The sequence below is a fragment of the Mesorhizobium sp. M2D.F.Ca.ET.226.01.1.1 genome, assembly GCF_004022705.2.
Classification (GTDB): Bacteria; Pseudomonadota; Alphaproteobacteria; order Rhizobiales; family Rhizobiaceae; genus Mesorhizobium.
This window is the reverse complement of the sequence record NZ_RZOY02000010.1, coordinates 194,747-208,686: the sequence shown is the minus strand read 5'-3', so window position 1 is coordinate 208,686 and position 13,940 is coordinate 194,747. Positions and strand designations below refer to the sequence as shown.

16 protein-coding genes are annotated in these 13,940 nt (G+C 63.8%); 8 read left to right on the top strand and 8 right to left on the bottom strand.

The genetic code is table 11. The features are described from left to right. Positions 1-37: 37 nt before the first annotated feature. From EN869_RS23380 to EN869_RS23365, 4 genes are all read right to left on the bottom strand, one after another. The gene (locus EN869_RS23380) at positions 38-340 is read right to left on the bottom strand and encodes a DUF982 domain-containing protein (protein ID WP_127228343.1); all 303 of its coding nucleotides are present in this window, start codon (positions 338-340) and stop codon (positions 38-40) included. 189 nt (positions 341-529) lie between these two features. Continuing rightward, positions 530-2,611, bottom strand: coding sequence for an ATP-dependent helicase (locus tag EN869_RS23375; protein WP_127228342.1), 2,082 nt, complete (start codon positions 2,609-2,611; stop codon positions 530-532). A 152-nt stretch (positions 2,612-2,763) separates the two neighbouring features. Further along, a complete protein-coding gene (locus EN869_RS23370; protein ID WP_127228341.1) occupies positions 2,764-3,048 on the bottom strand; it encodes a hypothetical protein in 285 nt (94 codons plus the stop codon). A gap of 84 nt (positions 3,049-3,132) precedes the next feature. After that, positions 3,133-3,444, bottom strand: coding sequence for a hypothetical protein (locus EN869_RS23365; RefSeq protein ID WP_127228340.1), 312 nt, complete (start codon positions 3,442-3,444; stop codon positions 3,133-3,135). On the opposite strand from EN869_RS23365, the gene EN869_RS23360 reads away from it, so the two are divergent. Continuing rightward, complete coding sequence (locus tag EN869_RS23360) at positions 3,443-3,625, top strand: hypothetical protein (protein ID WP_127228339.1); 183 nt, start codon at positions 3,443-3,445, stop codon at positions 3,623-3,625. The two genes, EN869_RS23365 and EN869_RS23360, sit on opposite strands and share 2 nt — an antisense overlap. Positions 3,626-3,917: 292 nt before the next feature. On the opposite strand, the gene EN869_RS23355 is transcribed toward EN869_RS23360, so the two are convergent. Then, the gene (locus EN869_RS23355) at positions 3,918-4,886 is read right to left on the bottom strand and encodes a LysR substrate-binding domain-containing protein (protein WP_127228338.1); all 969 of its coding nucleotides are present in this window, start codon (positions 4,884-4,886) and stop codon (positions 3,918-3,920) included. 112 nt (positions 4,887-4,998) lie between these two features. On the opposite strand from EN869_RS23355, the gene EN869_RS34550 reads away from it, so the two are divergent. From EN869_RS34550 to EN869_RS23325, 5 genes are all read left to right on the top strand, one after another. Further along, positions 4,999-5,832 (top strand): hypothetical protein, encoded by an 834-nt coding sequence (locus EN869_RS34550; protein ID WP_167507107.1) that lies wholly within the window; start codon positions 4,999-5,001, stop codon positions 5,830-5,832. Beyond that, complete coding sequence (locus EN869_RS23340; protein WP_127228337.1) at positions 5,832-6,821, top strand: DMT family transporter; 990 nt, start codon at positions 5,832-5,834, stop codon at positions 6,819-6,821. The genes EN869_RS34550 and EN869_RS23340 overlap by 1 nt, the downstream gene beginning before the upstream one ends. Then, entirely contained in the window at positions 6,811-7,023 is a 213-nt protein-coding gene (locus EN869_RS23335; RefSeq protein ID WP_127228336.1) for a hypothetical protein, read from the top strand. The genes EN869_RS23340 and EN869_RS23335 overlap by 11 nt, the downstream gene beginning before the upstream one ends. Before the next feature lie 356 nt (positions 7,024-7,379). After that, a complete protein-coding gene (locus EN869_RS23330; protein ID WP_127228335.1) occupies positions 7,380-7,823 on the top strand; it encodes a MucR family transcriptional regulator in 444 nt (147 codons plus the stop codon). Between the two features lie 3 nt (positions 7,824-7,826). Further along, positions 7,827-8,129 carry a hypothetical protein gene (locus tag EN869_RS23325; RefSeq protein WP_127228334.1) on the top strand — a complete coding sequence of 101 codons (303 nt, stop codon included), beginning with the start codon at positions 7,827-7,829 and terminating at the stop codon, positions 8,127-8,129. On the opposite strand, the gene EN869_RS23320 is transcribed toward EN869_RS23325, so the two are convergent. The 3 genes from EN869_RS23320 to EN869_RS23310 all read right to left on the bottom strand — a co-directional run bounded on the left by EN869_RS23320 (position 8,114) and on the right by EN869_RS23310 (position 9,845). Beyond that, entirely contained in the window at positions 8,114-8,314 is a 201-nt protein-coding gene (locus EN869_RS23320; RefSeq protein WP_127228333.1) for a hypothetical protein, read from the bottom strand. The two genes, EN869_RS23325 and EN869_RS23320, sit on opposite strands and share 16 nt — an antisense overlap. A 291-nt stretch (positions 8,315-8,605) precedes the next feature. Then, positions 8,606-9,289, bottom strand: coding sequence for a lysozyme inhibitor LprI family protein (locus tag EN869_RS23315; RefSeq protein WP_127228332.1), 684 nt, complete (start codon positions 9,287-9,289; stop codon positions 8,606-8,608). Between the two features lie 181 nt (positions 9,290-9,470). Continuing rightward, positions 9,471-9,845, bottom strand: a complete 375-nt coding sequence (locus tag EN869_RS23310) for a hypothetical protein (RefSeq protein ID WP_127228331.1) — start codon at positions 9,843-9,845, stop codon at positions 9,471-9,473. Between EN869_RS23310 and EN869_RS23305 the strand changes: the two genes are divergently transcribed. After that, positions 9,844-11,721: an ABC-F family ATP-binding cassette domain-containing protein gene (locus EN869_RS23305; protein WP_127228330.1), complete on the top strand. Its 1,878-nt coding sequence runs from the start codon at positions 9,844-9,846 to the stop codon at positions 11,719-11,721. The genes EN869_RS23310 and EN869_RS23305 overlap by 2 nt on opposite strands. Before the next feature lie 86 nt (positions 11,722-11,807). Continuing rightward, on the top strand, positions 11,808-13,913 hold the full coding sequence (locus EN869_RS23300; RefSeq protein ID WP_127228329.1) for a molybdopterin oxidoreductase family protein: 2,106 nt from the start codon (positions 11,808-11,810) through the stop codon (positions 13,911-13,913). Positions 13,914-13,940 lie beyond the last annotated feature (27 nt).

Below are 13,940 nucleotides of genomic sequence, written 5' to 3'. Positions count from 1 at the left end.
GGCGGACTTTGCAGGCAGGGTATTCTTTGCCGTAAGCTCAGGCGGCAAAGCCGCCATAGCCGCGCGCCACGGGCTTGACCGAGATGACCGGCTGGTCCGAAGGCCAAAGCACGCCCGCCGTCACCGCGAAGGTGATCAGCGCATCGCGCGCGGCTTCGGCCGAAATCTCTCCACTCCGCGCTGCCTCGCAGGCCTTCACCGCGGCGCCATAGCTGACACGGCGCCGCGACGGCGGGAATTCGGTCAGATAATCATGCATCTCGAACAACGAATTGATCATGCGCTTGTGGCCGGCGCCGACACTGAGGGCGACCGGCGTGAAGAACATCCTGTCGTACATTCGGACCTCGTCGATTGGCTGCGGAGCGGCGGGGCTGCCACCTCCGGATGCGGGGTAGGACGCGACACAACGCGGCTTGCGGCGAGAGGTTCCGCTCACGTCGATTTTTCTCCGGCCGGGGCGAGATGCTACCGGCCGCGGATACAAATCGGCTCTCCGCCTGACAGTCGATCGGAACGGACAGGCTGCCTATTTCCACATGCCGCGCATGCGGGCGCCGAGATCGACCTTGACGCCCGGCCGCTGGCGCGGGTCGTCCTTGAGCGCCGCGCTCGCCCATGACGACTGCTCGAAAGCCGAAAGCATCGAGGCCGGAATGAAGCGGGTGCGCGAGGCATAGACGTGGCGATCGCCGCGCGCCGGCTGGTTGTGCGGATAAAAGCGCTGCGGCACGACGAGATGCAGGCTGTCCTTGGCCCTGGTCATCGCCACATAGAGCAGCCGGCGCTCCTCCTCGATGTCCTCCTTGGTGCCGACGCCGAGATCGGCAGGGATGCAGCCATCGACGGTGTTGAGCACGAAGACGTTCTTCCACTCCTGGCCCTTGGCCGAATGGATGGTCGACAGGATGAGGTAATCCTCGTCGCGATGCGGCGGCCCGGCCTGGTCGCTGGTGGCGTCGGGCGGATCGAGCGTCAGCTCGGTCAGGAAACGCTCGCGCGAGGGATAGGTCGAGGCGATCTGTTCGAGCTGGATAAGATCGGCCCGGCGCGTGATCGCATCCTCGTGGATGCGCTCCAGATGCGGCTCGTACCAGAGCCTGATGCGTTCGAGGTCCGCTGGCCATTTGGCGCCGGCGCGTAAGCCGCTATAGATGTCGAGGAACACAGGCCAGTCCTGCGCCGCGCGCTGCGGCGGCCGGAAGCGGGCGAGACCCAACGTCTCATCCAGCGATGTCGCCATGGCGTCGACGATCTGCGAGGCGGCGGACGGTCCGATGCCCGGCATCAGCTGCAGCACGCGGAAACCGGCGACGCGATCGCGCGGGTTCTCGGCAAAGCGCAGCATCGCCAGCATGTCCTTCACATGCGCGGCGTCGAGGAATTTCAACCCACCGAATTTGACGAAGGGGATGTTGCGGCGCGTCAGCTCCACCTCCAGCGGCCCGCTGTGGCTCGAGGTGCGAAACAGCACCGCCTGCGCCTTCAGCGCCGTGCCAGCCTCGCGCTCGGCGAGGATCGTCTGGCAGACATAATTGGCCTGCTCGGCCTCGTCGCGCACGCTGACCAGTTGCGGCCTGTGCAAGGACCGGCGCTCGGTCCAAAGGTTCTTGGTGAAGCGCTCGCTGGCCTCGCCGATCACCTTGTTGGCGGCGGCCAGGATCGTCTCGGTCGAGCGGTAGTTGCGCTCCAGCATGACGATCTCGGCGCCTTGCGCGAACTGCTTTGGGAAGTCGAGGATGTTGCGCACTTCCGCGGCGCGGAAGGAATAGATCGACTGCGCGTCGTCGCCCACCACAGTCAGCCCGGCGCCGTCCGGCTTCAGCGCCGTCAGGATCGAGGCCTGCAGCCGGTTGGTGTCCTGGTATTCGTCGACCAGCACGTGGTCGAAGCGGCTGCCGAGATGCGCCGCGATCTCAGGCTCCGCCGCCATCTGCGCCCAGTAGAGCAACAGGTCGTCGTAATCGAGCACGTTCTGCGCCTGCTTGGCATCCACGTAAGCCGCGAACAGCTCCTTAAGCTGGTCCGCCCATGCCGCGCACCAGGGAAAGGCCGAGCCCAGCACTTCGCCGAGCGGCGCCTGGGCGTTCACCGCGCGCGAATAGATCTGCAGACAGGTGCCCTTGGTCGGGAAGCGGCTTTCGGTTTTTGAGAATCCCAGCTCATGCCGGGCAAGATTCATCAGGTCGGCCGAATCCTCGCGGTCATGGATGGTGAAGGCCGGGTCGAGGCCGATCTGCTCGGCATAGTCGCGCAACAGCCTTGCGCCGATGCCGTGAAACGTGCCGGCCCAGGCGAGCGCATCGGCGATGATTGCCGCGTCGCGTCCCAGCACTTCGCCGGCGATGCGCTCGACGCGCTTCGCCATTTCGGCGGCCGCGCGGCGCGAGAAGGTCATCAGCAGGATGCGGCGCGGATCGGCGCCCTTGACGATGAGATGGGCAACGCGATGCGCCAGCGTGTTGGTCTTGCCGGAACCGGCGCCGGCGATCACCAGCAGGGGGGTGGCTACCTTGCCGTCGCCATGCACCACCGCCAGCCGCTGCTCGTCATTCAGCCGGGCAAGATAGGCGGGCGTCTCGAAGGACGAATCACGGGCGGCGATGTTCATCGCCCATCAAGCATCGTTTCCGCTTTGTTCGCAATAATTTCCTCGCCCCGCGAAAGCGGGGAGATGTGGCCGCGAAGCGACCGGAGAGGGGACTGCACCGGCGCACCAGATACCTGGTCTGGCAACGCGGTTGGTGCCTTGCCTAAGTCGCTTCAGTTTCGGGTCGGCCGCGCCGGCGGGCTGATGCCGGCATTGGCGAGGCGGCGCATGAGTACGTCGATCCATTCGCCCTGCTGAAACTGCAAAGCTTCCCAGTGCGGCCACCCTGGCGCGGCTTCGATCAGGTGCAAAATGGTCCAGTTCAGGCCATATGCGGTATCGCCGTCGGCCGGCAGCAAAGATACAAGCTCGCGCACGTCGTCCTCCGATAGCGGCAACACCACGGAAGACAGGAGCCTTTCGATTGCTTCGAACTGCCGCGGATCGAGTTGTTCCACCAAACTCGGCGCGATGGCGCGTATCGCCCTGATTGCATCTTGCGTCATACCGGCAGTTAGGCACGGAGCAGCGAACCGAGGCAACTACCGCTTCGGCTCCACTCCCATCGCGGCCGACTGCCGCCGCAGCGCGCGCCTTTCGTCGCCCGGCATATCCACCGGCGACACATCGCCAGGCACCTCGTCGATGATCCTCATGGCGACGCGATAGGCCGTGTAGGCGAACAAAACTGTAAGCAGCAGGCGTATCATGATCGTTTCCTCGTACTGTTCGGTGGTTTCAACCGAACGCAGGCCCGTTGGTTCCCAGTGCATGCAACCGACACGCCACGCAACCAAACCGCCTGCGCCTCGTTGCCCTTCAAGAGGAAGGGGCGAACGAGAGGAGGTCGTCATGATGAAGCTTCCTGTACTGCTGGCTCTTGCGGCAGGGCTCTCGCTCGCCGCCTGCGACAACAACATACCGCCGACCAAGGCGCCCGGCGATGAAGTCAATAAGAACCCGCAGGTCGACAAGAACCCGGTGCCGAAATCGAGCACCGGCGGCGATCAGCAAGGAATGGCACCGAAGCAGTAAGACAAGGTAAGTTCGGTCAGCGGGCATGTTGGGCTGAAACGAAGAAGGCCGGCGCTGCTTGGGAGGAAGCTCGGTAGCGCCGGCCAAGCGGGAAAATCAGGCCCGCCGCAAGAAGAAACATAGCTGAGTCTTGCCGTTGGGTCAGCGGGATGGCTCGTGAAGTCTCTGGATTTCTGCCAAATGGCACCCAGAATTGCTGCTATTGTGTGAAATCTACAACAATGATCCTGGGGCGAGACAGGGTATCGTCATGGCCGGCTCACTTGTTAACGGCCGTCCATGACCCTGCGTATTACGCCATTGCCGCGCGCCTCACCGGCACGTTCTCGATCTCGATGTCGAGCTGGCGCTGCGTCAGCGCCGCCTCGGCCATGATCCACTGCTTGAACAGCTCCACCTTGCGCGCGCCGAGTGCATTGACGGGGCTGACGAAATACCATCCGGCGGTGTTGGGGTGGTGGACAGCAAAGGGGGCCACCAGCCGTTCGGCGCGGATGTCGCTGGCCATATAGGCGCGGTTGGCGACGGCAAAGCCCATGCCGGCATTGGCGGCTTCGTAGGCCATCATGCAACTATCGAAATAGACGCTCCTCGTCTCGCCAAGCACGAAGCTCGCCCCGGCAAAGCCCAGCCAGGACTGCCAGTTCTGGGTGCAGGTGTCGGAGTGCAGCAGCGTGAAGTAGCGCAGGTCGTCCGGCGTCACCCTCGACAGCGGCTTGTCGCCCAGCACGTCGTAAAACAGCTTGCGGCTGCACACCGGCGTCAGGTCTTCCTTAAACAGCAGTTCCGAGGTGAGGCCGGGGAAATTGCCGTCGCCATATCGGATCTCGAGATCGTATTCCGAGGTCGAGAATTCATGCGTGGCGTAGGAGGTCGATACCCGCATCTCGATATCGGGATATTGCCGCTGGAAGGACGACATCCTGGGAAACAGCCAGCGCGCCGCGAAGGTCGGCAAAACGCAGATCCGAAGCACATGCGCCTGCGACTGGCCGGTTGCTTCCATACTGGCAGCCACGATCCGCTCCAACGCCTCGCGCACGCGCGCCACGTAGGTCTCGCCCTCCGGCGTCAGCGACACCGCATTGCCGCCGCGCTCGAAGATCTTGAAGCGCAACTGATCCTCCAGGCTCTTCACCCGCTGGCTGACGGCGGAAGCGGTGATAAACTGCTCTTCGCCGGCACGTGTGAAATTCCTGTGCCTCGCGGCGCTCTCCACGATTTTCAGCGAGTTGAGGTTGACCTGACTGAGCAGACGCACGGGGTTTCGACCTTAAGCTGGGCTTAGGCTACCACCAGCATTCCTAAATTTACAGGGGTAAGCGTTTAAATGACTGTTAACCAAGTGTTGCCCCCACCTTGGAGAAGATAGAATGAACGCCCATACAATTCCCGAACTGCGTTGCGCAATGAGTCGCGAGGCCATCATTGGTCATGAGACCGCCTGGAAAGTGTCGACCTTCGGCGTCGCCCAGTATCGCCACGGTTACGACCCAGCTCTGCTTGCCGCCATCGAGGAAGCTGCTCTGAAACTGAAGGCCAGCCATGCCGTGCACAAGCATCTCGACCTCACCTTCATTACCGGCGCCGACCGCTATATTCCGGAGATCAAGGAGCTTTTGCACGACAAGCTGCGCCTGGAAGCGCTGTCGGACATGATGGGAACCAAGCTTGAGCCCTATCCGCTGTCGATCGTCGGCTCGACCGTCACCTTCATGAACCCCAGGGACGGCGCGGTCGAATGGCATTGCGATGGCGTTCCGGTGACCGAGCTCATCCCGCTGTCGATCAGCGACCCGCTCATCGGCGGCCATCTGGAAATCTATTGCGACGATTCCGAGACCGGCCGCTCGATCCTGGAATCCGGCCGCGACCTGCCGCGCAACAAGATCATGCGCATCGACCACAAGATGAACTACGCCACGCTCGGCCAGTTCCTCGGCGTGCTCCACCGCACCGCGCCGATCCAGCTCGGCGAGCGCGTCACGCTGGTGCTCAACCAGCGCTCGGCGACCAAGCCGTATGTCGACGACAACCGCATGTTCTACCTCGCCGCCGACAATGATCATGACCGCGCCTGGGTGAATGAGCTGGCCGAGGATGTGTGGACCAACCAGCTGCCCGCCTATCGTCGCCATGCCGAGGAGCATCCTGTGCCGCAACCGGCGACTGAGGCGGTTTCCGGCGGGGCGAGGGAGTCGTGGTAATGAGCCACGATCCGGCCGAGCAGCCTTCAGCGCCGCTGAGCCTCGCGCCGGAAAGTCGAAGCCGTTCCAGCGCCGCCCTTGGGGCGGCGCTGACCTTCGCCCTCGGCGCCGTGGCGCTGTGGGCGACCAACGCCCTGGTCGGCAAGACGCTGCTGGCCAGTTATCCGGTGTCGCAAGTGCAGTTCCTGCAATTTTGCGGCGCCGCCCTGGTTTTCGCGCTGATCCGGCTGACGAGCACTTCTCCTTACCCCCTTGCGGGGGAACGTGGATCGGCGCGCAGCGCCGGGAATGCCACGCTCGCCGCCTTTGCCGTGGGCTTCCTCGGCCTGGTCGGCACCATGGTGCTGCAATATATCGGCTTCGCCTCGATGCCGGTCATCGAAGCAAACCTCGTCGCCTATACTTGGCCGCTGATGACCGCCGCCGCGGTTATCCTGCTTGGCCGGCCGCGCCGGCCGCTGCTGCTCGGGCTGGTCGCGGCTGTCGGCTTCGTCGGCGTGGCGCTGGTCATCTCCGGCGGCCGCGCGCAGCCCTGGTTGGAAGGCGGCAGCCTCGTCGGCTACCTTGCCGCGTTCGGCTCGGCGCTCTGCATGGCCTTCTACTCGTTCGCCGTCGGCCGCCTTGCCATATCGCCGGATCGCCTGCTTTTGCCCTCGGCGCTGATCGGCGTGGCGCTCACCTTTGCCTGGTGCCTGCATGATGGCGTCGTGCGCCCGACCGGCGCGCACCTTCTACTCGGGCTCTATCTTGGCGCCGGCCCGATGGGGCTCGGCTACTATTTCTGGTCGCGCGCGGCAAAGCTCGATCACGGCGGCCGGATAGCGGTCGTCGCCTATCTGACGCCGATCGCTTCCACATTTCTGCTGACTCTGTCCGGCGAAAGCCTGTCGATGACGGCGGTTGCCGGCGCCGTTCTCGTCATTGGCAGCTGTCTTGCGGTCGGCATCGAAGGTATGGAGACCAGGGACGATGTACAAAATGGTCGTTGACGAAGACGAACGCCGCGCCAGGCAGGAGGCGCACTGGCTGGTCAGGGAGTTTGGCGCGGAGGCGCCGCTCTATGCGGCCATGAAGGCGGAAAAGGCCATCGAGCAGAAGGATTTCGGCCGCTGCGCGCGCTGGAAGCGCGTGCTGGAAATCCTGGCCGACAAGCCGCCGGCGGATATCAGGCGCGGCGTCGCCGCCAAATGAGCGATTTGCCATAGGGCCGCCGAATCGCGCATGGTCGATTATCGGTCGACGGATCATTGTTGCCGCACCGGAACTTGGCCTGAACTTCGATTTTTCAGCAACTTCCGCGATAACTCGAAGTGCTATACCGCCTTTTACGCGTCCAGGCGCACCGACTGTGCTATAAAGTGTTTGTTATAGCTATTAGAATTCCTAACTTGCGCGTTTCCACGCTGCGTAGAAACATCCCCCTGTATTGAGTCTGGTAGCTTTACTGACTATGGACGGTCCGTTGGGGGACAGGTCCAATTCGATACACCGACCAAAGTCTTAAAAAACAGCTGGCGATTTGAGGGCCAGCAGAAGGTGAAAAAAAATTGTCCAACATCGACGACAAGACTGCAATCGAGCTGACCGCCGACATTGTCTCGGCCTATGTCGGCAACAATCCGCTCCCGGCCTCCGGCCTGCCTGATCTGATCGCCAGCGTCAGCGCATCGGTGCGCAAGCTCGCCGGCGGCAGCGCGGTCAAGGAGGCGGTGGCGCTGACGCCGGCCGTCAATCCAAAGCGTTCGGTCTTCCCGGATCACATCATCTGCCTGGAGGACGGAAAGAAGTTCAAGTCGTTGAAACGCCACCTTGCGACAGACCATGGTCTGACGCCGGACGAATACCGCGCCAAATGGGGCCTGGCCCCCGACTATCCGATGGTTGCGCCGAGCTATTCGGCAACCCGCTCGGCGCTGGCAAAATCGTCCGGCCTCGGCCGCAAGCCGGCCGCCGGCGACGCAGGCAAGGGCAAGCGCAAGGCCAAGGCCTGAGGCATGCTGCCAACGACGGATGACGTCGCGCCAACACCATGGCGCGACCATCAGGCTGCCCTCGGCGCGTTGCGCCGGGGAGTGGCCGCCCAGTCCTCGGTGGACGCGGCTGGCGGCGTCAGGGCGCGGCGTATCCTGTTTTCGCGGGGCAAGCCGTCCGGCGATCTGCTTGCCGCGCTCAACGCGCTCGACCGGTTCGAGCGCGCTATCGTCGAATGCGATGCTCCACGGGCCATAGAGACGCACAGGCTGAACTGCCTGGTCATGCTGGACCGCCTTACGGCAAACGGTCAGTCGCGCGGCTGAGGCTGCTTGGTCGGCGGGGCGCGCCTTGGATCCTGTGCATCCGCCAGGCTCTCCGCCTCGACCGCTGTCATTTCAAGAAGATAGACAAGCATCTGGTAGTGCGTTCGCGAGAGCATTTTCGCGAGCTTGCGCGTGATCTCCGCGACATATCTCAGCGTGCGTGGATGGTTGGCCGCTCCGCCCATCGTGAGCTCCTGACATGCCATGGGCCAAGTTGCTTGGACCAAATTATCGTTGGCGCCTACTCACGACTCACGGCGCACTGCAAGCTCGCAGGTTTATGACAAAAACTGAAATCAATTTTTGATAAGCATCATGCTTGCCACAGAAGATTTTGCTGTCCTTTTTTGGTGGTATCGTCACTGGCCGCATCAATATTGAGCACAAGGCAAACTTGCGGTTGTCTTGCGGCACCGGGTTGATCTTCGACGCGGAAATGTTGATCGCTGAAGGTCTACGACGGGCGATCCGCGCGCTCAATCCTTGTAGGCGGAGCAGAAGGCCGGCGGATTGTCGTTGCCGATCATGTTGCAGCCGCGCTTGATCTCCTCGACCATCATGCTGCATGCATTCTGCCCGTTGCAGGGCGGATTGGTCGCCGGCGACACCTGGACGCATTGCGAGACATACTGGTCCGACTTTGCCTTGCCGGCGGATTGCACGCATGGCCTCGTGTCGTTCTGCTTTGCCTGAGCCGGGGCAGAGACCGCGGGCGCGGTCTTGGCCGTCGCAGGCGCGGACCCAGCGGTCGCGGCGCCGCCGGTTTGCGGTACGCAGGAGAGGTCGCCTTCCGGACATTGCAGCTGGTGCTGCAACTGCGCCAGCCGTGCCTTGGTCAACTCCGCCTTGCAGGCCTCTACCAGGCTCGAATGCACCGAGCCGTCGGCATAGGGCTGGGCGCGGAACGCGCATTCCTTGTCGCGGAACGGAATCCAGGCGCGCTGCGCTTCGCGCAGGCGCCCGAGGTCGGCGGCAGCGAGCCGTCCCGCCAGCGCCTTGTAGACGGCGTTGAGCGCCGCGTCGGCCGCGGCAGCGTCCGTGGGCGTGCAGGTGGCAAGGTCGGTTTGCGTCTTGGCCGTCGCGCAGTCGACGGCTGCCGCATGGGCGGCGGGCGTGGCCAAAAGCAGGGCGAGGCCGGCAGCGCAGAGCAATCGTTTCATCGAAAGCACCTCATGATGTCTGCAAGCCCGCCGCTCATGCCAGCATAGGTTGAGACGATAGCCGCGATCAACGTCAAACCGGTGAGGTGGCAAACACAGCGTTCCCGGGCGACGATTGGCGAAGGCGCAAAGGGGGTAGATGCTCGGTCCGCAATTGCGGAAGACGGGCAGGGCAGGGTGGCTACCCGCGAGACCGTTCCGCCGGAAGTTTTGCAGTATCGATTTGGATCAGCAGGTGTTCCGGCGCGCGCGTCTCCATCCTGCTGGCCGCACGTGGAGAAGTTGGCTGCGCCTGCTCCCCAGTTGCGAGCGGTTCGGCAAGAGCGACAGCATCGCCCTCGAACAGAACCACCTGCGTTGCCAGCGCGGTTGTCGTGGCGACCTGGAAGAAGATGAAAGCGAGGGCGAGATAGCGGATCACGGGCTCCAAAACGCTCCGGTGGTCAACTGGTTCCAGTCCGTCGGGCCTTTTTTGCCGTATAGTCCTGTCGCGCATCAAGCCCATCCAGGGCTGGCTCTTGCGAAGCGCCGATGTCCCGTGCAAAAGCCCGCTCATGCTTATCATCAACGACCTTACGCTGCGCATGGCGGGGCGGCTGCTTCTCGATCATGCCTCGCTGACCCTGCCGGCCGGCACGAAGGCGGGTCTCGTCGGCCGCAACGGCACCGGCAAGACCACGCTGTTCAAGGCGATCACCGGCGATTTCCCGTCGGAGACCGGCTCGATCAGCCTGCCGAAGAACACCCGCATCGGCCAGGTGGCGCAGGAAGCGCCGGGCACCGAGGAGCCGTTGATCGAGATCGTGCTGAAGGCCGATATCGAGCGGCAGGCGCTGCTCGAGGAGGAAAAGACCGCCACCGACGCGCACCGCATCGCCGAGATCCACACGCGGCTGGCCGACATCGACGCGCATTCGGCCGAATCCCGCGCCGCTACCATCCTGGCCGGCCTTGGCTTCGATGATGCCGCGCAGCGGCGGCCGGCCTCGTCCTTTTCCGGCGGCTGGCGCATGCGCGTGGCTTTGGCCGCCGTGCTGTTCTCCGAGCCGGACCTTCTGCTGCTCGACGAGCCGACCAACTATCTCGACCTCGAAGGCACGCTCTGGCTGGAGAACTACGTCTCCAAATATCCGCACACCGTTCTCTTGATCTCGCACGACCGCGACCTGCTCAACCGTGCTGTCAACTCGATCGTCCATCTCGACCAGAAGAAGCTCACCTTCTGGCGCGGCGGCTACGACCAGTTCGAACGCCAGCTCACCGAACAGCGCGAGCTGCAGGAAAAGAGCCGCGTCAAGCAGGAAGCGCAGCGCAAGCATATGGAATCCTTCGTCGAGCGTTTTCGCGCCAAGGCTTCCAAGGCCAGGCAAGCGCAGTCGCGCCTGAAGGCGCTGGAGAAGCTGAAGCCGATCGCCGCGGTGGTCAACGACACGGTGCGGCCGTTCTCCTTCCCCGAGCCGGTGAAGACGGTGGCCTCGCCGATCGTGGCGCTGAACGGCGTCAATGTCGGCTACACCGAGGGCAGCCCGATCCTGAAGAAGATGACGCTGCGCATCGATGCCGACGACCGCATCGCGCTGCTCGGCGCCAATGGCAACGGCAAGTCGACCTTCGCCAAATTGCTCGCCGGCAGGCTGAAGGCCGAAACCGGGTCGGTGACGGTTGCGCCCGGTCTGAAGGTGGCGATCTTCGCTCAGCACCAGCTCGACGATCTGCGCCCCGAGGAAAGCGCCTATGAGCATGTGCGCCGGCTGATGCCGGATGCGCCGGAAGCCAAGGTGCGCGCCCGCGTCGCCCAGTTCGGCCTGTCGACCGAGAAGATGAACACCGCCGCCAAGGATCTGTCGGGCGGCGAAAAGGCGCGGCTGCTGATGGGCCTGTCCGCCTTCGAGGGCCCGAACCTCTTCATTCTCGACGAACCGACCAACCACCTCGACATCGACAGCCGTGAATCGCTGATCCATGCGCTGAACGATTTTCCCGGCGCGGTGATCCTGATCTCGCACGACCGGCATCTTTTGGAGGCGACGGCCGACCGGCTGTGGCTGGTCAAGGACGGCGCGGTCAATCCCTATGACGGCGATCTCGAGGATTACAAAACCCTGGTCACCGGCGTCTCGTCCAACCGGCGCGAGCAGAAGGAAGCCGACAAGTCGTCGAAGGCCGACCGCCGCCGCGAGGCCGCCCAGCGCCGCGCCGCACTGGAACCGCTGGCGAAGGAAATCCGCGCCACGGAGGCGTTGATGGACCGCATCCGCAAGCGCATCGACTTGATCGAGGACGAGCTCGCCAACCCGGCGATCTACGAGAAGGATCCCTCCACCGCGACACGTCTGGCCAAGGAGCGTTCGCAGCTTGCCCACACGCTGGCGCAAAACGAGGACAAGTGGCTGACGATGTCGGCGGAGTATGAAGAAGGGATCGCGGAGTAGCGCGGCTTTCCCTTCTCCCACAAGGGAAGAAGGGGAAGCACTATCTGGCCCTACACCTCTCCCGCAAAACCCGCTACACAGCCCGCATGAACCAGCACGCCAAGCTTCGGATCGGTCATTCGGCCTGTCCTCACGATTGCCCTTCCACCTGCGCGCTCGAGGTCGAGCTGCTCGACAACAACCGCATCGGCCGGGTGCACGGCGCCAAGGCGAACAGCTACACGTCGGGCGTCGTCTGCGCCAAAGTCGCTCGCTATGCCGACCGGGTGCATCATCCCGACCGGTTGCTGAAGCCGCTGGTGCGCGCGGGCGCCAAGGGCGAGGGCGCGTGGAAGGAAGCGAGCTGGGAAGCGGCGCTCGACCTCGTGGCGGAAAAATTCATCGCGGCGGAAGAGAAATACGGCTCGGAGACGGTCTGGCCCTATTTCTATGCCGGCACGATGGGGTTGGTGCAGCGCGACGGCATCGAGCGGCTGCGGCATGCGAAAAAATACTCGGGCTTCTTCGGTTCGATCTGCACCAATCTTGCCTGGACCGGCTGGATGATGGGGGCCGGCGCGCTGCGTGGCCCCGATCCGCGCGAGATGGCGAAGGCCGACTGCGTGGTGATCTGGGGCACCAATGCGGTGGTCACGCAGGTCAACGTCATGACCCATGCGATGCGGGCGAGGAAAGAGCGCGGCGCGAAAATCGTCGTGATCGACATCTACGACAACGCGACGATGAAACAGGCCGATCTCGGTCTGGTCTTGAAGCCCGGCACCGACGGCGCGCTCGCCTGCGCGGTCATGCATGTCCTGTTCCGCGACGGGCTCGCCGATCGCGTCTATCTCGAGAAATACACCGACGATCCGCGCGGGCTGGAAGAGCATTTGCGGACGCGCACGCCCGAATGGGCCGCGGTCATCACGGGGCTCTCCGTCGCCGAGATCGAGGCTTTCGCGCAGATCGTCGGCACGACCAAGAAAACCTACTTCCGCCTCGGTTATGGTTTTGCGCGCCAGCGCAACGGCTCGATCAACATGCATGCCGCCTCCTGCATCGCCGCCGTCACAGGCGCCTGGCAGTATGAGGGCGGCGGCGCCTTCCATTCCAATTCCGGCATCTTCAAGCTGAACCAGGATGTGCTGGAAGGCACTGCGATGCGCGACCCGAACATCCGCTATCTCGACCATTCGCGCATCGGCCCAGTGCTGACCGGTGCTGCGGACGCGCTCTATGGCGGCCCGCCGGTGACGGCGATGCTTATCCAGAACACCAATCCGGCCAATGTCGCGCCGGAGCAGCGCCTGGTGAAGCAGGGCTTTCTGCGAGAGGACCTGTTCACCTGCGTGCACGAGCAGTTCATGACCGATACGGCCAGGCTCGCCGATGTCGTGCTGCCGGCGACGATGTTCCTGGAGCATGACGACATCTACAAGGGCGGCGGCAACCAGCACATCACGCTCGGCCCCAAGCTGATCGAGCCGCCTGAAGGGCCGCGCACCAACCACTATGTCAATGAGGAACTCGGCAAGCGGTTGGGAGTCGGCGACCGTCCGGGCTTCGGCCTGACCGAGCGCGAGCATATCGACATCATCCTCGGCAAACGCGGCCTCGGCAGCTTCGACAGTTTGAAGGCTGAGAAGTGGGTCGACCTGCAGCCCGACTTCGACGACGCGCATTTCATCAGCGGCTTCGGCCATGCCGACAAGAAGTTCCACTTCCGGCCCAATTGGACAGGGCAGTCGGCGCCCAACCGGCCGCCGAAAAGCATGGGCCTGTTCGGCCCGGTCGAGCGGCTGCCGGAATTCCCCGACCATGTCGAGCTGATCGAGGTCGCGGATGACGAGCATCCGTTCCGGCTGGCGACCTCGCCGGCGCGCAATTTCCTCAATTCGAGTTTTGCCGAAACGCCGGTGTCGAAGGCGAAGGAGGGCAGGCCCGAGCTGCTCATCCACCGCGAAGATGCCGAAGCGCTCGGCATCGAGGATGGCGGCCGTGTCGAAGTCGGCAACCGCCGCGGGGACCTGGTGCTGCATGCCAGGTTTTTCGACGGCGTGAAGCGGGGCGTGGTGATCGCCGAAGGCATCTGGCCGAACAGCGCGCATGAACGCGGCGAGGGCATCAACGTGCTGACCGGCGCCGATGCGCCGGCGCCCTATGGCGGCGCCGCCGTCCACGACAACAAGGTGTGGCTCAGGGCGCTTTGACTCGGGTCTTGCGCGGAACCACTCGAT